13 protein-coding genes and 2 pseudogenes are annotated in these 16,966 nt (G+C 75.2%); 12 read left to right on the plus strand and 3 right to left on the minus strand.

Annotation, left to right across the window (positions count from 1 at the left end; translation table 11 throughout):
- The 6 genes and pseudogenes from EFE23_RS24020 to EFE23_RS24045 all read left to right on the plus strand — a co-directional run.
- Window positions 1-1,777: pseudogene (locus EFE23_RS24020) on the plus strand (hypothetical protein); the annotation flags it as partial.
- 46 nt (window positions 1,778-1,823) lie between these two features.
- Window positions 1,824-2,852, plus strand: coding sequence for an alpha/beta fold hydrolase (locus EFE23_RS24025; protein ID WP_123243191.1), 1,029 nt, complete (start codon window positions 1,824-1,826; stop codon window positions 2,850-2,852).
- A 5-nt stretch (window positions 2,853-2,857) separates the two neighbouring features.
- Complete coding sequence (locus EFE23_RS24030; RefSeq protein ID WP_123243192.1) at window positions 2,858-3,724, plus strand: DUF3152 domain-containing protein; 867 nt, start codon at window positions 2,858-2,860, stop codon at window positions 3,722-3,724.
- A 76-nt stretch (window positions 3,725-3,800) separates the two neighbouring features.
- On the plus strand, window positions 3,801-4,694 hold the full coding sequence (locus EFE23_RS24035; RefSeq protein WP_123243193.1) for a DUF3152 domain-containing protein: 894 nt from the start codon (window positions 3,801-3,803) through the stop codon (window positions 4,692-4,694).
- Between the two features lie 41 nt (window positions 4,695-4,735).
- Window positions 4,736-5,983, plus strand: a complete 1,248-nt coding sequence (moeZ, locus tag EFE23_RS24040) for an adenylyltransferase/sulfurtransferase MoeZ (protein ID WP_204334475.1) — start codon at window positions 4,736-4,738, stop codon at window positions 5,981-5,983.
- A 130-nt stretch (window positions 5,984-6,113) separates the two neighbouring features.
- Window positions 6,114-6,983: pseudogene (locus tag EFE23_RS24045) on the plus strand (prenyltransferase/squalene oxidase repeat-containing protein); the annotation flags it as partial.
- Window positions 6,984-7,565: 582 nt separating this feature from the next.
- Here the strand turns inward: EFE23_RS24045 and EFE23_RS24050 are convergent.
- Window positions 7,566-8,807, minus strand: a complete 1,242-nt coding sequence (locus EFE23_RS24050; RefSeq protein WP_123243195.1) for a glutamate-5-semialdehyde dehydrogenase — start codon at window positions 8,805-8,807, stop codon at window positions 7,566-7,568.
- Window positions 8,808-8,849: 42 nt separating this feature from the next.
- A complete protein-coding gene (gene proB / locus EFE23_RS24055; protein ID WP_199737202.1) occupies window positions 8,850-9,959 on the minus strand; it encodes a glutamate 5-kinase in 1,110 nt (369 codons plus the stop codon).
- Window positions 9,960-10,020: 61 nt separating this feature from the next.
- Here proB and EFE23_RS24060 point away from each other — a divergent pair, with 61 nt between their 5' ends.
- From EFE23_RS24060 to EFE23_RS24080, 5 genes are read left to right on the plus strand one after another with little or no spacing between them, the layout of a single operon-like run.
- Window positions 10,021-10,332 (plus strand): MGMT family protein, encoded by a 312-nt coding sequence (locus tag EFE23_RS24060; RefSeq protein WP_123243197.1) that lies wholly within the window; start codon window positions 10,021-10,023, stop codon window positions 10,330-10,332.
- Window positions 10,333-10,364: 32 nt separating this feature from the next.
- Entirely contained in the window at window positions 10,365-11,750 is a 1,386-nt protein-coding gene (locus EFE23_RS24065; RefSeq protein ID WP_123243198.1) for an MFS transporter, read from the plus strand.
- A complete protein-coding gene (locus tag EFE23_RS24070) occupies window positions 11,747-13,219 on the plus strand; it encodes a pyridoxal phosphate-dependent decarboxylase family protein (RefSeq protein WP_123243199.1) in 1,473 nt (490 codons plus the stop codon). Before EFE23_RS24065 ends, EFE23_RS24070 begins: the two co-directional genes overlap by 4 nt.
- 53 nt (window positions 13,220-13,272) lie before the next feature.
- Window positions 13,273-13,833, plus strand: coding sequence for an NADH-quinone oxidoreductase subunit B (locus EFE23_RS24075; RefSeq protein WP_123243203.1), 561 nt, complete (start codon window positions 13,273-13,275; stop codon window positions 13,831-13,833).
- 36 nt (window positions 13,834-13,869) lie between these two features.
- Window positions 13,870-15,186, plus strand: a complete 1,317-nt coding sequence (locus EFE23_RS24080; protein ID WP_123243200.1) for a DUF2252 domain-containing protein — start codon at window positions 13,870-13,872, stop codon at window positions 15,184-15,186.
- A gap of 31 nt (window positions 15,187-15,217) precedes the next feature.
- On the opposite strand, the gene EFE23_RS24085 is transcribed toward EFE23_RS24080, so the two are convergent.
- Window positions 15,218-16,264 carry a glucose 1-dehydrogenase gene (locus tag EFE23_RS24085; RefSeq protein WP_199737203.1) on the minus strand — a complete coding sequence of 349 codons (1,047 nt, stop codon included), beginning with the start codon at window positions 16,262-16,264 and terminating at the stop codon, window positions 15,218-15,220.
- 114 nt (window positions 16,265-16,378) lie between these two features.
- Between EFE23_RS24085 and EFE23_RS24090 the strand changes: the two genes are divergently transcribed.
- Window positions 16,379-16,966, plus strand: a 588-nt coding sequence (locus tag EFE23_RS24090) for an NADH-quinone oxidoreductase subunit C (RefSeq protein ID WP_148058515.1), incomplete at its 3' end; no start/stop codon positions are given.

The following is a 16,966-nucleotide window of genomic DNA, read 5'->3' on the forward strand; positions in this document are numbered from 1 at the left end:
CCGGGCCGCGGCGGGCGAGCCGGTGGGCCGCCGGGCGGCCGAGGAGGAGCCGGCCGGCCGTGACCTGCCGGAGGACCGGCCGTCCGGCCGCCGGGCCCGCGACGAGCGGGCCGACGAGTGGGCGCCGGAGCCGGTGCGGCCGTACGAGCCGGTACGGGCCGAGCGGTCCCCGGCGTACGAGCCGGCCCGGTCGTACGAGTCATCGCGGCGCCCGGCCGAACCGGCCGGCCAGGAGAACGCCGAACGGCCCGCGTGGGCCGGGCCGCCCGTTCCGGTCACCCCGTTCAGCGCGCCGCACGCCGCCCCGACCAGTGCCCCGCCGGTCCCTCGGGAGGTTCCCGCCCGGCCCGCCGGGTACCCTGCCGCGGCCGTGAACAGCTGGCCGGTCGACGAGCGGGACAGCTCCTACCGGCCGCGCAGCGCGGCCGACGAGGTTTCCGCCGAATGGACCGGGGCGCCGCCGACCCTCGCCGGCCCCGCCTCCGCCACGAGCGAGGCGGCCGGCTACGACCGCACCCCCACGTCCGCTCCGCCGAGCGCGCCCGCCTACGCGGCCCGCCGGTCCGCCCCGGATCCGCTGCCGCCGGCCCAACCGGCCGCCGCCACCCGGCCGGCCGAGTCCGCGCCGGCGGTGCTGCCGCAGCGCGTCCCCGCCGAGCCGGACGTGCCCGTCGTGCCGGAGCCGCCAGCCGTGGAACCGTCCGCCGAAACCCCGGAACTCGCCCGTATCGCCACCCACCTACGCCGTGACGACGAGCCCGCGCCGCTGCGCGAGCGGCCGGAGGGCTTCGACGTCAACGCCATCCTCGACGCCGTCCGGGAGGTGGCCGGGGTCCGCGACGCGGCGCTGCGCCGTACCCCGGCCGGCGCACACAGCCTCCGGCTCGACCTGGCCGACGGCGCCGACCCGGCCGAGGTGAGCCGGGTGGTGGCCCGTCTGCTCCAGGAGCGGATGGGCCTGGCCGCCGCCCCGCAGAACCTGCCCGGCGCGCCGGCCACCCCGCCGCCGGTGCGCCGCCGGTCGGTGCCGACCCGGCCCGCCGAGCCGCCGCAGGCGGAGGATCGGCCGGCGGCGAGCCGGCCGACCGATGTACGCGCCGCAGCGCCCCGCCCCGCTGCGCCCGAGTCCCGGGCCGGCCGCCTGGAGGAGACGCCCACCGAGGGCACGGACCCGGCCGTCGAGCCGCCGCGGCGCCGCAGCCCGTCGGCGGCCCACCGGGGCCGGGCGGCGGTGGAGGAGTCCTCGCTGGCCGCCGCCCCGACCGGTGGACCCACCGGTAGCCCGGCGACGGTCGGCACGTCGTACTCCGGTGGCCAGATGAGCACGACGGAGACCGCGCCCTCGCGCCCGCTGGACACCGGCGGCGTGCCGGGGCCCCGGGTGGTGATCGACCACGTTCAGGTGAGCACCTTCGGGCTCGACGCCACCGTGGAGGTACGCCTGATCGCGGGCGACCGGACCGCGGACGGGCACGCCACCGGGCCGGCCGTCGACGGGTACGTGCTGCGGCTCTGCGCGGTGGCCGCCGCGGCGGCGGTGGACGAGCTGCTCGGCCGGGCCGTCCTGACCGCGGAGCGGGGCCGGTGCTTCGTCGAGCACGCCGCCGTGCTGCCGTTCGGCAACTGCGAGGTGGCCACCGTGGTGGTGCTGCTGGTCTGCGACGGCTGGGTGGAGCAGCTGGCCGGTTCGGCCCTGGTCGCCGGCGACCCGCGGCAGGCGATGGTCCGGGCGACCCTGGCCGCGGTGAATCGCCGGCTGGAAGCGCTGCTGGCCTGACCGGGCGCCGGTGTCGGGCGGCCCTCGGGCGGGAAGACTGGATGGCATGAAGCCCGCCTCCCTCTGGCCGGACGAGCACCTGCCCGCGCACAGCGTCCCGCCACCCTGGCCCGGCCGGGCGGTGCGCCTCGACGGCACGGTCACCTACGTCCGGGACACCCCCGCCACCGCCCCGGGCGCGGAACCGGCGCTCTACGTGCACGGCCTCGGCGGCTCGTCGCAGAACTGGACGGACCTGGCCGGCCTGCTCGCGCCGTGGCTCGACGGGCAGGCGATCGACCTGCCCGGCTTCGGGCGCAGCGAGCCCGGCCGGCGGTACACCATCCAGGCCTTCGCCGACCGGGTGGTGCGCTGGATCGAGCACAGCGACCGGGGCCCGGTGCACCTGTTCGGCAACTCCCTGGGCGGGGCGGTGTCGGTGCGGGTGGCCGCGTTGCGGCCGGACCTGGTCCGCACCCTGACCCTGGTCTCCCCGGCGCTGCCGTTTCTCGACTTCCGCCGCTCGTTGCAGGGGCGGATGCTGCTGCTGCTGGCGATCCCGCGGGGCGAGCGGTTGGCCGCCTGGCACCTGACCCAGCTCGCGCCGGAGGTGATGGCCCGGCAGGTGATGGAGGCGTGCATCGCCGACCTGACCCGGATCAGCGACCAGCGTCGGCAGGAGGCGGTCGAGGAGATCCGGATCCGCTACCAGGCGGCCCACTACGCGGCCGCGTACGTCCGGACCTTCCGGGGCCTGGTCTCCAGCTTCCTGCGGTCGTACCTGCCGGGGCCGAACTCGCTGTGGCGGATGGCCGCCGGGCTGCGGGCGCCCACTCTGGTGGTGGGGGGACGCGTGGACCGGCTGGTCGACGTCCGGGTGGCGCCGCAGGCCGCGCGGGTGATCCCGGACAGCCGGCTGCTGATGCTCGACGGGGTCGGGCACGTCGCCCAGCTGGAGGTGCCCCGGACGGTGGCCCGTGCGGTCCTGGCCCTGCTCGCCGAGCAGCGGGAAGCGCGGACGGCCGCCGAGCCGCAGGCCGGTGACCTGCTCACCGGAACGGAGGACAGCGCCCGAGCTTCCGACATGGCAGGCTGAGCCGGATGCCCTCCCCCCGCCCCCGCCCCGCCTCCGGTCGTCCGGCCGCCCGTCGGCGCCGCTCGGCGATCGTGGTGCTCGCGTTCCTCGCCGCCGCCCTGGTCGGCGTCGGGGTGGCGGTGCAACGGCCGTCCGTCGGGGCCGAGGTGCTGGTCAGTGACGGGTCGACGGCCCAGCCGCCGGTGCCGTCGGACACCTCGCCGACGCCGTCGGCGAGCCCCTCGCCGAGCCCGGAGCCGACCACACCCGCGCCGGTGCTGGCGCTGCCCGGCCCGGTGCCGACGCAGGGCCGGGGCAGCTTCGCGTACGACAGCCGGCCGGGGCCGGTGCTGGGCCGCGCGGGCGCGGTGCGCCGGTTCCGGGTGGCGGTGGAGAACGGCTCGGGGCAGGACGTGCACGCCTTCGGCGACGCCGTGCAGCGGGCCCTGGCCGGGCCGGGGAGCTGGGTGGACGGCGGCTCGGTGCGGTTGCGGCGGGTCGCGCCCGGGGAGGGGTACGACTTCACCGTCTACCTGGCGACCCGGGTCACCGCGGGCCGGTTGTGCGGGAACGGGGGCATCGACATCCGCAAGGGTGGGGTGCCGTACACCTCCTGCCGGGTGCCCGGCAAGGTGGTGATCAACCTGGACCGGTGGCAGACCTCGGCCCCGCACCTGGTGGCGGCCGGCATGCCGTTGGAGACGTACCGGCTCTACGTGATCAACCACGAGGTCGGTCACCAGCTCGGGCACCACCACGAGGGCTGCCCGGCCGTCGGCCGGCCGGCACCGGTGATGCAGCAGCAGACGCTCTTCCTCGGCGGGTGCCGGGCGAACCCGTGGCCGTACCTGAACGGGAAGCGGTACACCGGACCGCCGACCTGGAAGCCCTGATCGTGGCGATGAGGAGTATTTCGCGGAACTGACGGCAAAACGGCTAAATGCCCGAATTGCATGGCAGGCTGGTGTCATGACGTCGTCGTCCCCTTCCGACCCGCCTGCCGAGACCGGCGCGCCGCCCGTCCGGGCCGCCCGGCTCGACTTCGACCGTCCGCCGGCCCACCCCGGCGGCGCCCCGTCGGCCCGCCCCACGCTGCGCCGGATGCGGCGCCGCCGGCGACGTACCGTCCTGCTCCTGGTCGCCGTGCTGGCGGCGGGCGGTGCCGTGGTCGGCCTGAGCGACCTGGCCCGCCGGTCCGCTGGCCCGGCGCCGGCCCCGATGGCCGCGGCCCGGGACGCACGGCTGTCGAACGCCGACGATGCCAGCGCCGCGGCGCAACCGGGGGCCTACCCGACCGAGGGCCCCGGGCGGTTCACCGCGGCCCAGGGCGACTCACCGGAGCGCGGGTACGGGGGGCCGCTGCACCGCTACCGGGTCGAGGTCGAGCAGGGCACCGGGCAGGACGCGGACGAGTTCGCCGGCACCGTTGACGCGGTGCTCGGCGACCACCGGAGCTGGATCGCCTCGGGAGAGCTGCGGGTGCGGCGGGTGGCCGAGGCGGCCGCCGCCGACTTCACCATCTACCTGGCCACCCCGGCCACCTCGGAGCGGATGTGCGCCGAGGGGGGCCTGAGCACCGAGCGGTACACCTCGTGCCGGCTGCCCGGCCGGGTGATCATCAATCTGGCCCGGTGGATGGAGGCGGTGCCGGACTACGGGGCGCCGCTCGAGGTGTACCGCACCTACGTGATCAACCACGAGGTGGGACACGAGTTCGGCGAGCTGCACCAGGCCTGCCCCGGCCCGGGCGCGCCCGCTCCCGTGATGCAGCAGCAGACGTACGGGCTGGACGGCTGCGTCGCCAACGCCTGGCCGTACGTCGACGGGGCGCGCTACGAGGGCGACCCCGTCGACGGGATCTGAGTTATTCCCGCTCCCGCATGTCGGGCTACGTGTCGCTCATCATGGCCGATCCCCACCGGGTCGAGCGACAATGGCGCGGTCCCACCGCCGATCCCGGGGAGTCCACCGTGTCGTTGCCCCCGCTCGTCGAGCCCGCCGCCGAGCTGACCGTAGACGAGATCCGTCGCTACTCGCGCCACCTGATCATCCCCGACGTCGGGGTCGAGGGCCAGAAGCGGCTGAAGAACGCCCGGGTGCTCTGCGTCGGCGCCGGCGGTCTCGGCTCGCCGGCCCTGATGTACCTCGCCGCCGCCGGCGTCGGCACGCTCGGCATCATCGACTTCGACACCGTCGACGAGTCCAACCTCCAGCGGCAGATCATCCACGGCGTCTCCGACGTGGGCCGGTCCAAGGCCGAGTCGGCCGCCGCCTCGATCCGCGAGATCAACCCGCTGGTCAACGTGGAGATCCACGACACCGCGCTGGACCGGGACAACGTCCGCGAGATCTTCTCCCGGTACGACCTGATCGTCGACGGCACCGACAACTTCGCCACCCGCTACATGGTCAACGACGCGGCGGTGCTGCTCGGCAAGCCGTACGTGTGGGGGTCGATCTACCGGTTCGACGGCCAGGCGTCGGTGTTCTGGGCCGAGCACGGCCCCTGCTACCGCTGCCTCTACCCGGAGCCGCCGCCGCCCGGCATGGTCCCCTCCTGCGCGGAGGGCGGGGTGCTCGGCGTGCTCTGCGCGTCCATCGGGTCGATCCAGGTCAACGAGGCGATCAAGCTGCTCGCCGGCATCGGCGAGCCGCTGGTCGGCCGGCTGATGGTCTACGACGCCCTGGAGATGAGCTACCGCAAGATCAAGGTTCGCAAGGACCCGAACTGCGTGCTCTGCGGCGAGAACCCGACGGTCACCGACCTGCTGGAGGACTACGAGGACTTCTGCGGCGCGGTTTCCGTCGAGGCGCAGGAGGCGGTGGTCGACGCGACCATCACCGCGCTGGAGCTGAAGGAGTGGCAGGACGCCGGCAAGGACATCTTCCTGGTCGACGTCCGCGAGCCCGCCGAGTACGAGATCGTCCGGATCCCCGGCTCGACCCTCATCCCCAAGGGCGAGATCATCTCCGGCGAGGCGCTGGCGAAGCTCCCGCAGGACAAGCAGATCGTGCTGCACTGCAAGTCCGGCGTCCGCTCCGCCGAGGCGCTCGCCGCGCTGAAGGCGGCCGGTTTCAAGGACGCCGTGCACCTCCAGGGCGGGGTGCTCTCCTGGGTCAAGCAGATCGACCCGTCGCTGCCCGCGTACTGAGTTCGCCGCCGAAAGGGGTCCGCGCGGTATCGGGCGGACCCCTTTTTCGGGTCGCCTGCGATCCGACGGGGATCGATGTCCCGCAACCCGTCGGGCGGGTGCCGGTGGTCGACGGTGGGCCGGGCCGCCCCTGGCCGAGCTACCGAGGCGTAACCGCGTTCGCGCAGGTAGCGTGACTGCCGTGGTGGACTTGGACGCGGCGATCGGCTTCGTCGTGGCGCACGGCGACGCAGTGGACCGCGCTCGCCTCTCCCGACTGCGTACCGGCGCTCCGGTGCCGGACGACCTGCTCGACGCGGCCGAGGCCGGGCAGGCGCCCGGCGGCGGCTGGCCGGCCGTCCTAGACGGCGACATCGCCTCGGTCGACGCGACCTGCTTCCGTCTGTCCGAGCTGGACGACCTCGGGGGCCTGGGCCGTCCGGCCGCCCGGCACGCCCTGGACTGGCTGGCCGCCCGCCAGCTCCCCGACGGGAGCTGGGACGAGGACCCGTCACTGGCCGGCTTCGCCCCCGAGTGGGCCACCCCGGGAGACCCGGAGGCCCGCCTCTACCTGACCGCCAACGCCGGGTTCTGGCTGACCGTGGCCGGGCTGGACGCCCGCGCCGCCGGACCGCAGGACCGCCGGGTCGGCGGCGCGTACGCCGGCGTGGTGCAGGCGGCGGCGCAGGCGCTCGCCGCGCAGCTCGCGCCGGACGGGAGCTGGCCGTCCTTCCTGCCCGCCGGCTGGCTGAGCGCGGCCGTGCTGCACCGCCAGCAGCTGTACTACGAGTCGGCGCGGATCCAGGCCGTGCTGGCCGACCGGATCCCCGAGATGTCGCCGGCCGACGTCGCCTGGCTCGCCGCCACGCTGCGCCGGGTCGAGGTGGGCGAGGAGCAGTGGCTGCTGGTCTCGGCGCGCAAGCGGCTCGCCGAGACCCAGCGCAGCGACGGCGGCTGGGACAGCGACGACGGCCACCAGTTCGACGTGCACACCACGCTGCGGGCGATCCGCGCCTGCCGCGCGACCGCCCCGGAGGCGCTGGCCGCCGGCACGGTCTTCCTGGCACCCCGGCCGGCCGCGCTGCCGTCGCCGCCGGTGGTGCCGGCGCCGCGTCCGGTCCCCCCGCCGGAGGTCGCACCGCCCGCGTCGGTCCTGCCGCCGCCCGTCGTGCCGGCGGATGTCGCCGCGCCGGCGTCCCCGTTCACCCCCCGGGTCGCCGAGCCGGCGTCTCCCTTCACCCCGTGGGTGGTCGAGCCGTCGGCGGACGTCGAGCCGCCGGCGGCGCCGGTCGTGCCACCGCCGCTGCCGGAGCCCACCGGCCCGTCGCCGGAATCCGCCCCGCCGGCGCCGGCCGCACCTACCAGCTGACCCGGGTCCACCGGCTGCGGCGGCCGGGCTTCGGCAGCCTGCCGGCGACGCCCCGCCGCGACGCGGTGATCGGCTCGGGTCCTGCCCGGCGTGGTGCGCCGGGTCGAGCGACAAGTTGAGAGGGACATGTCTGTGTGACATGAACATGTCTGACAGACATGTCGGCCTCAAGTTGTGTCGCAGCCAGCCGCAATCCGCGGCGCGACGCCCGGGGGGCAGCGTCCGCGGCCGCGGTCAGCGGAGGTGCCCGTCCCCGGTGACGACGTACTTGGTGCTGGTCAGCTCGGGCAGGCCCATCGGGCCCCGGGCGTGCAGCTTCTGCGTGGAGATGCCGATCTCCGCGCCGAAGCCGAACTCGCCACCGTCGGTGAACCGGGTGGAGGCGTTCACCATCACGGCCGCCGCGTCCACCCGGGCCACGAACTCCCGGGCCGCCGCCTGGGAGTCGGTCACGATCGCCTCGGTGTGGCCGGTGCCGTACCGGCGGATGTGTGCGACCGCCGCGTCCAGCGAGTCGACCACGGCGACCGAGATGTCGGCCGAGAGGTACTCGGTGGCGAAGTCCTCCTCGGTGGCCGGGACCACCGCGTCGGAGTACGCCGCGACCTCCGGAGAGCCGTGCACGGTGACCCCGGCGTCGGCGAACGCGGTCAGCACCGCCGGCAGGAAGGCGTCCGCGATGCCCGCGTGCACCAGCAGCGACTCGGCGGTGTTGCAGGTGGACAGGCGCTGGGTCTTGGCGTTCAGGGTGATCGCCACGGCCTTCGCCAGGTCGGCGGCGGCGTCCACGTAGACGTGGCAGTTGCCCACGCCGGTCTCGATCACCGGCACCGTCGACTCCTCGACCACGGTCCGGATCAGCGACGCGCCGCCGCGCGGGATCAGCACGTCGACCAGGCCACGGGCCCGCATCAGCTCCTTCACCGAGTCGCGGGAGGTGGCGTCGAGCAGTTGCACCGCGTCCGCCGGCAGGCCGGCCGCGGCGACCGCGTCCCGGAGCACCGCGACCAGGGCGGCGTTGGAGTGCGCCGCCGACGAGGAGCCGCGCAGCAGCGCCGCGTTGCCGGACTTCAGGCAGATCCCGGCGGCGTCCACGGTCACGTTCGGCCGGGCCTCGTAGATGATGCCGACCACCCCGAACGGCACCCGGACCTGCCGCAGCTCCAGCCCGTTGGGCAGGGTCGAGCCGCGGACCACCTCGCCGACCGGGTCGGGCAGTGCGGCCATCTGGCGCAGCGCGTCGGCGATGCCGGCGACCCGCCCGGCGTCGAGGGCCAGCCGGTCCAGCACGGCCGCGGTCAGCCCGGCTTCGCGCCCGGCCGCCAGGTCCGTCGCGTTCGCGGCCAGGATCTCCGGGGTACGCGCGACCAGCGCGTCGGCCATCGCGACCAGCGCGGCGTCCTTGACCGTACGGGTGGCGACGGCGAGAGCCTCCGCCGCGTCCCGGGCCCGCCGGGCCTGCTCGACGACGCTCATCCTGAACTCCTCGGCATCAGTGGGACGACACGCGCCCCGGATTCACAGCAGCACCAGGTCGTCGCGGTGGACGACCTCACGTTCGTAGGCCGGGCCGAGGGCCGCGGCGAGTTCCGTGGTGGAGCGACCGAGCAGCCCGGGCAGCTCCACCGCGTCGTAGTTGACCAGCCCTCGGGCGACCGGCGCGCCCTCGGCGTCGACCAGGTCGACCGGGTCGCCGGCGGTGAACGCGCCGTCCACGGCGGTGATGCCGGCCGGGAGCAGGGACTTGCGCCGGCCCACCACCGCCTGCACCGCGCCGGGGTCGAGGTGCAGCCGGCCCCGGGGGGCGGTGGCGTGCGCCAACCAGAAGAGCCGGGCGGCGGGGCGGCGGCTGCTCGGGTGGAAGAACGTGCCCACCGGCTCGCCGGCGAGCGCCGCGGCGGCCAGCGGGGCGGCGGTGAGCACGACCGGGATGCCGAAGCCGGTGGCGATCCGGGCCGCCTCCACCTTGGTCACCATGCCGCCGGTGCCCACCCCGGCCCGGCCCGCGCCGCCGACGTCCACGCCCGCCAGGTCGCCCTCGCCGCGTACCTCGGTGATCCGGGCGCTGCCCGGCCGGGTCGGGTCGCCGGTCCAGAGCGCGTCGACGTCGGAGAGGAGCACCAGCAGGTCGGCGTCGACCAGCGCGGCGACCAGCGCGGCCAGCCGGTCGTTGTCGCCGAACCGGATCTCCTCGGTGGCCACCGTGTCGTTCTCGTTGACGATCGGCACCGCCCGCAGGTCGAGCAGCTTGCGCAGGGTCCGGTACGCGTTGCGGTAGTGCGCCCGCCGGGTCACGTCATCGACGGTGAGCAGCACCTGCCCGACGGTGCGCCCGTGCCGGGCGAAGCTGGCCGCGTACCGGCCGATGAGCAGGCCCTGCCCGACGCTGGCGGCGGCCTGCTGGGTGGCCAGGTCGCGGGGGCGCCGGGGCAGCCCGAGCGGGGCGAGGCCGGCGGCGATCGCGCCGGAGGAGACCAGCACCACCTCGCGTCCGTCGGCGGTGAGCGTGCCGAGCGTGTCGACCAGGGTGTCGACCCGGGCGTCGTCCAGGCCGCCCGCCGCCGTGGTCAGCGAGGACGAGCCGATCTTGACGACGATCCGGCGGGCCGAGGTGACTGCTTCGCGCACCCGACCATTCTGCGCGTCGCGGTCCGGAGGGCCTTGGTGCCTTCCCATATCGTGGCCGGTCGTGACACCTGACGAGTACGTCGAGGCGGTGCTGGACCTGGTCGAGCGGATCCCGCCGGGCCGGGTGATGTCGTACGGGGCGGTGGCGGACGCCCTCGCGGACCGGTCGGGACGGGCCTCGGCCCGCCTGGTCGGCTCGATCATGGCCCGGCACGGGGGCGGGGTGCCCTGGCACCGGGTGGTGAACTCGGCCGGCCGGCTGCCGCCCGGGCACGAGCGGGAGGCGCGGGCCCGGCTGCGCGCCGAGGGCTGCCCGTTGCGGGGAGAGCGGGTGGACATGGCGGCGGCGTGGTCGCCGGAGGAGGGGATGTGATCCCGACCATAACGTGAGTAGCATTCGGCTCCATGACGGGAACGGGGGGCGGCCTGCCCCGACGGGTGCACGTCGGGTACGCGACGGGTTCCCTGGTCACCGGGGCCTTCGGGACGGTGCCCGGGCTGCTGCTGCTGCCGTACCTCACCGACACCCTGGGCGTGGCGGCGGGCGTCGCCGCCCTGCTGGTGCTCCTGCCGAAGGCGTGGGACGTGCTGGTCAATCCGGTCGCCGGGCGGATCTCCGACCGGACCCGGTCCCGCTGGGGGGCGCGCCGGCCGTACCTGCTCGGCGGCGGACTCGCGCTGGCCGTGCTCTTCGCCTCGATCTTCGCCGCGCCGTTCGGCGTCGGCCCGGCGGCCGGGGCGTACGTGGCGGTCGCCTTCCTGGCCACCGCCACCGCGTTCGCGTTCTTCCAGGTGCCCTACGTGGCGATGCCGGCCGAGCTGACCGACGACCCGGCGGAGCGTACCCGGCTGATGAGCTGGCGGATCGCGGTGCTGGCGCTGGCCATCCTGGTCTCCGGCGCGGTGGCCCCGGCGGTGGTCGCCGCCGGCGGCGACGGCCTGCCGGGGCACCGCTGGATGGGCCTCTTCGTCGCCGCGCTGATCGTGGCGGGCACGGTCGGCGCGTTCGTCGGCACCCGCGCGGCGCCCGCCGGCACGGTGGGGGAGAGCGAGCCGAGCCTCCGTGCCCAGCTCGCGGTCGCCGGCCGCAACCGGCCGTTCCGGCTGCTGCTGATCTGCTTCGTGGTGCAGTCCGCCGGGGTGGCCACCGTGCTGGCCGGGGTGAAGTACTTCGCCGACCAGGTGCTGCGCGACCCGCAGACCGGCCCGACCCTGCTCTTCGCCTGCTTCGTCGGGCCGGCCCTGCTGGTCATGCCGATCTGGACCCGGGTCGGCGCGCGGTTCGGCAAGCGGGCCGGCCTGGTCGTCGCGTCGCTGCTCTTCGCCGCGGGCGCGCTGGCCCTGGTCGCGTCCCCGGCGCTGCCGGCCGCCGCGGTCTACGCCGTGGTCGCGCTGATCGGCGTCGGCTACGCCGGCCAGCAGGTCTTCGCCCTCGCCATGCTGCCCGACTGCATCGCGTACGACACCGCGCGCACCGGGCGGCGGCAGGCCGGGGTGTTCACCGGGCTGTGGACCGCCGGGGAGACCTTCGGCCTGGCCCTCGGCCCCGGCCTGTACGGCCTGGTTCTCCAGCTCTCCGGCTACGTCTCCTCGGCCACCGGGGTGGCCGCCGACCAGCCCGCGAGCGCCCGCCTCGGGGTCCTGCTCGGCTTCACCGCCCTGCCGGCCCCGCTGGTCGCCGTGCCGGTGGTTCTCCTCCGCGGCTACCTCCTACCTCCCCTCCCCGCCGCACCCCGCCCCTTGGGGATGAAAGCCGCTGACCGGTACGAGAAGGGCGTCACAGGTTCATGATCGACGACAAGTGGGGCGCGCTGCCCGAGCACGGCGTGCCCGCCGAGCGGGTGCTCGACGAGATCCGGGCGCTGCGGGCGGCCGACCGGCCGACCCACGGCGGGCGGCTGTTCGCGTACGTCTACGACCCGGGCGTGGCCGGGCTGGACGAGCTGGCCCAGGCCGCGTACGCCGAGAGCGCGCACGTCAACGGGCTGGACCCGACCGCCTTCCCGTCCCTGCTGGCGATGGAGAACGCCCTCGTCGCGGCGGCGGCCCGGCTGCTCGGCGGCGGGCCCGGCACCGCCGCCCCGGACGTGGTCGGCAGCGTCACCAGCGGCGGCACCGAGTCGCTGATGCTGGCCGTGAAGGCGGCCCGGGACGCCCGCCCCGACCTGGCCGCGCCCCGGATCGTGGTGCCGGCCAGCGGGCACGCCGCCTTCGCCAAGGCCGGCCACTACCTGCGCGTCGCCGTCGACCCGGTGCCGGTGGACCCGGTGACCCTGCGCCCGTCGGCCGCGGACGTCGCCGCCGCGATCCGGCCGGAGACCGTGCTGGTCGCCGCCTCCGCCCCGTCGTACGCGCACGGCGTGGTGGACCCGGTGGCGGAGATCGCGGCGGTCGCCGCGGCGGCCGGGGTGCGCTGCCACGTGGACGCCTGCTTCGGCGGCTGGACGCTGCCCTGGCTGCGCCGGCTCGGCGCGCCGGTGCCGCCGTTCGACTTCGCCGTCGACGGGGTCACCTCGATCTCCGTCGACCTGCACAAGTACGCGTACGCGCCGAAGGGGGTGTCGGTGCTGCTGCACCGGGACCCGGCGCTGCGCGCCCCGCAGTACTTCGCGTACGCCGACTGGCCCGGGTACACGATGATCAACCCGGTGATCGCCTCGACCCGCTCCGGCGGGCCGATCGCCGCCGCCTACGCCACCCTGCGGCACCTCGGCGAGGACGGCTACCTGCGGCTGGCGGCGCTGACCCGGGACGCGGTCGCCGGGCTGGCCGACGCGGTCCGCGCGGTCGACGGACTGCGGCTGCTCGCCGAGCCCGAGGCGACCGTGGTCTGCTTCACCAGCGACGACCCGGGGCTCGACCTGTTCGTGCTGGTCGACGAGCTGACCGCCCGGGGCTGGCACACCCAGCCGCAGCTCGCGTACGCCGGGCTGCCGGCCAGCGTGCACCTCACCGTGACCGCGGCGGTGGCGCCCCGGGTGGCCGAGTTCGGCCCGGCGCTGGCCGAGGCGGTGGCGGCGACGCGGGCCGCGGGACCGGTCGAGCTGCCGGCGGAGCTGCGGGCGCTCGCCGGAAGCCTGACCCCGGAGGCGCTCACTCCGGAGGTGGTTGCCGGGCTCGCCGCCGGCCTCGGGCTCGACCCGACGGCGGCGCCCGAGCGGATGGCGGTGGTGAACACCCTGCTCGACGCCGCGTCCCCGGCGCTGCGCGAGCGGCTGCTGGCCGAGTTCGTCGGCCTGCTGCAACGCCCGTCCTGGTGACCGGGGCGGCCTGTGGTTGACTGTCATGTCAAGGACAGGTGAGGGAGGCCGAGGTGCAGCTGCCGGCGGTGCTCGGCGAGCCGATCCGGTTCGTGCTGAACTGGGGCCGCCGCTACTCGCTCTGGGTCTTCAACTTCGGCCTGGCCTGCTGCGCCATCGAGTTCATCGCCACCAGCATGGGCCGGCACGACTTCATCCGGCTGGGCGTCATCCCGTTCGCCCACGGCCCCCGGCAGGCCGACCTGATGGTGGTCTCCGGCACGGTGACCGACAAGATGGCCCCGGCGATCAAGCGGCTCTACGACCAGATGCCCGAGCCGAAGTACGTCATCTCCTTCGGCGCCTGCTCCAACTGCGGCGGCCCGTACTGGGACTCGTACTCGGTGACCAAGGGGGTCGACCAGCTCATCCCGGTCGACGTCTACGTGCCCGGCTGCCCGCCCCGCCCGGAGGCGCTGCTGCACGGCATCCTCCGCCTCCAGGAGAAGATCGCCGCCGAGGAGTCCGGCCCGGGCGGGGTCAGCCGCCCGGACCCGCTGGCCCCGCCGGTGGACGCCGGGCCCCGCCCGGTGGAATCCCTCACCGCGCCACCCGTACGTCCCCCGGCCGGCTGAGCCGAGCGGTGGCGATCGGGGGCTAGCCTGCGGACCATGACCGAGTCCGCGGACAAGCGCTCCGCCTTCATCGTCGACGTGCTGACCGAGGAGTTCGGCGCGTCGATGGCGCTCGACCCGGCGGCCTTCCGCCGCAAGTTCCGCAAGATGGCCGCCTCCCCGTTCGCCTTCTACCGGGGCAGCGCCTCGCTCTTCTACGCCGACCAGCGCCGCGACTTCGCCAGCGACCGCTTCCTCGACGAGCGGACCAGCCGGGTGTGGATCCACGGTGACCTGCACGCGGAGAACTTCGGCACCTACATGAACGGCTCCGGCCAGCTGGTGTTCAACGTCAACGACTTCGACGAGGCGTACGTCGGGCCGTTCTCCTGGGACCTGAAGCGCTTCGCGGCCAGCGTGGCCCTGCTCGGCTACGCCAAGGCGCTCTCCGACCGGGTGATCGGCCAGCTGGTGGCCGGCTTCGCCCGCTCGTACCTGACGGAGCTGCGGGCCATCGCCGCCGGCGGGGACGACGCGATCGGCTCGATCACCCTGGAGAACGCCGACGGGGTGCTGCGCCGGGTGCTCCAGCAGGCTCGGCTGAACACCCGGGTGGACCTGCTCGCCGCGCAGACCACCATCGACAATTACGAGCGCCGGTTCTCCCTCGGCGACGGCGTCTTCGAGATCGACGCGGCGACCCGGGAGAAGGTCTGCGCCGCGTTCCACGACTACCTGGGCACGCTGCCGGAGGCCACCGCCCGGCTCCGCCCGGTCGCCGCGAACATCAAGGACGTGGTGCTGCGCAAGGGCGTGGGGATCGGCTCGGCCGGGCTGCCCTCGTACAACCTCCTCCTGGAGGGGCACACCCAGGCGCTGGAGAACGACGTCGTCATCTACATGAAGCAGGCCCAGGTGCCGGCGGTGGCGCGGCACATCGACGACGAGCGGGTCCGGTCGTACTTCCGGCACCAGGGGCACCGGACGGCCGAGTCGCAGCGGGCGTTGCAGGCGCACGCCGACCCGTGGGTGGGCTTCACCGAGCTGGACGGAGCGGGTCAGCTCGTCGCCGAGGTCTCCCCGTACGCGGCCGACCTGGACTGGGCGGACGTGAACGAGCCGGAGGAGCTGAGCGGCGTCCTGACCGACCTGGGCCGGGCGGTGGCCCGGATGCACTCGGTCGCCGACGACGAGTCCAGCCACGACCTGGTCGACTACTCGACCGAGGAGTCGATCGTGGCGGTGGTGGACGCCGACCCGGACGGATTCGTCGGCTACCTGGTCGACTTCGCGCACGCGTACGGGATCCGGGCCCGGGAGGATCACCAGCTCTTCGTGGACCTGTTCCGCAACGGCCGGCTCCCCGGCATCTGAGCGGCGGGGCGGGGCGGCGGCGCCCCGCCCCTCACTGCGCGAAGTCCAGCACCACCTTGATGTCCTCGCCGCCGGAGGTGTAGGCGTCGGCGTACTCCGAGACCGGCACCCGGCGGGTGATCAGCGAGTTCAGCCAGGCCTGGTCGGCGCGGGCCAGCGCCGCGGCGGCCAGGTCCCAGTGCCGGCGGTTGGCGTTCACCGAGCCGAAGACCACGTTGTTCTCCAGCACGAGCGCCCGGTTGAGTGCCCCGGCGTCGAAGTCGATGGTCCGGCCGCCGCTGGACACGCCGGTGAGGCAGACGATGCCGGTCGGCCCGACCTTGCACATCGCGTCCATCACCACGCTCGGCGCGCCGGTGCACTCGACCACCACGTCCGGCTCGAAGTCCAGTTCGCCCACCGGCGTGGTGTGGTACGTGGCCCCGAGCGACCGGACCAGCTCCGGCTTCGGCCCGGTGGCGTTCCGGTCCAGGACGTGCACGGAAAGCTCGCGCTGGGTGGCCAGCAGCGCCGCGAGCAGGCCGATCGGACCGGCCCCGGTGACCAGGACGCTCTGCGGCTTCCACTCGGCCCGGGAGCCGATCCGCTCGATGTGGTCCCACGCCTTCGCCACCACGCTGGTCGGCTCCAGCAGCATCCCGACCGGCGCGAGCACCGGGTCCAGGCCGACGGCGAACTTCGGCTGCACCCGCCAGCGGTCCCGGGCGAAGCCGGGCAGCCCCTTGATGCCGTGCTCGGTGTACTGGCCGTTGCGGCACATGTCCCACTCGCCGACCGCGCAGTTCGGGCACGGCACCGGGTCGGGATGGCGGACGATGCCGGCCACCAGGTCGCCTGGTTGCAGCGTGCCGGTCGGGTCCTCCAGCACCCGGCCCAGCGACTCGTGCCCGAGCACCAGGCGTTGCTGGCCGGGCGGCGCCTCCCCGTACGCGCCCGAGATGATCTCGTAGTCGGTGCCGCAGATCCCCACCGCCAGCGCCTGCACCAGGATGGCGCCCTCCTCCGGGGCCGGCTCGGGCCAGTCGTCGGCCAGCTGCAGCGAGTGGGGCACCCCGGGGGTCACAGTCACAGCGCGCACGGTGTTCATCCTTCCCCGCCGAAGGCCGGTACGTCGGGCAAAGCGGCGGATCCCGGCCGGAAGAGCGCGGCCGCGCCGACCCGGTTCGGGGGCGCCGGCAATAGGATCAGCGGCATGACTCCGGAAGAGGTCGGCCAGCGGGTGGTCGCGCTGCTCGCGCCCGTGGCGGCCACCGCGTCGGTCTCCGGCGGTCAGGGGTACGCCCGCGCCACCGTCGACGTACCCCCGGCGAGCTGGCGGGACGCGGTCCGGGCGGCCCGCGACGACGCCGAGCTGGGGTTCGACTTCTTCGACTGGCTGTCCGCGGTCGACGAGCTGGCCGAGGGCTTCGACGTGGTGGTCCACCTCTGGTCCACCCGGCACCGGCACGGGCTGCTGCTGCGGACCCGGGTGCCCCGGGCGGCGCCGGCGGTGGCCTCGCTGGTGGCGCTCTTCCCCGGCGCGGCCTGGCACGAGCGCGAGACGTACGAGATGTTCGGCATCGCCTTCGACGGGCACGGTGAGCTGCGGCCGTTGCTGCTGCCGCCGGAGTTCGAGGGGCACCCGCTGCGCAAGGAGTTCGTGCTCGCCTCCCGGGTGGCCAAGCCTTGGCCGGGCGCGAAGGAGCCGGGCGAGTCCGAGGCCGGCGGTGGCCGCCGGCCGATGCGCCCGCCGGGCGTACCGGCGCCGGGGGAGTGGGGCGTCACCCCCACGCCGGCCGGC

This window comes from Micromonospora solifontis (genome assembly GCF_003725545.1).
Lineage (GTDB): Bacteria > Actinomycetota > Actinomycetes > Mycobacteriales > Micromonosporaceae > Micromonospora > Micromonospora solifontis.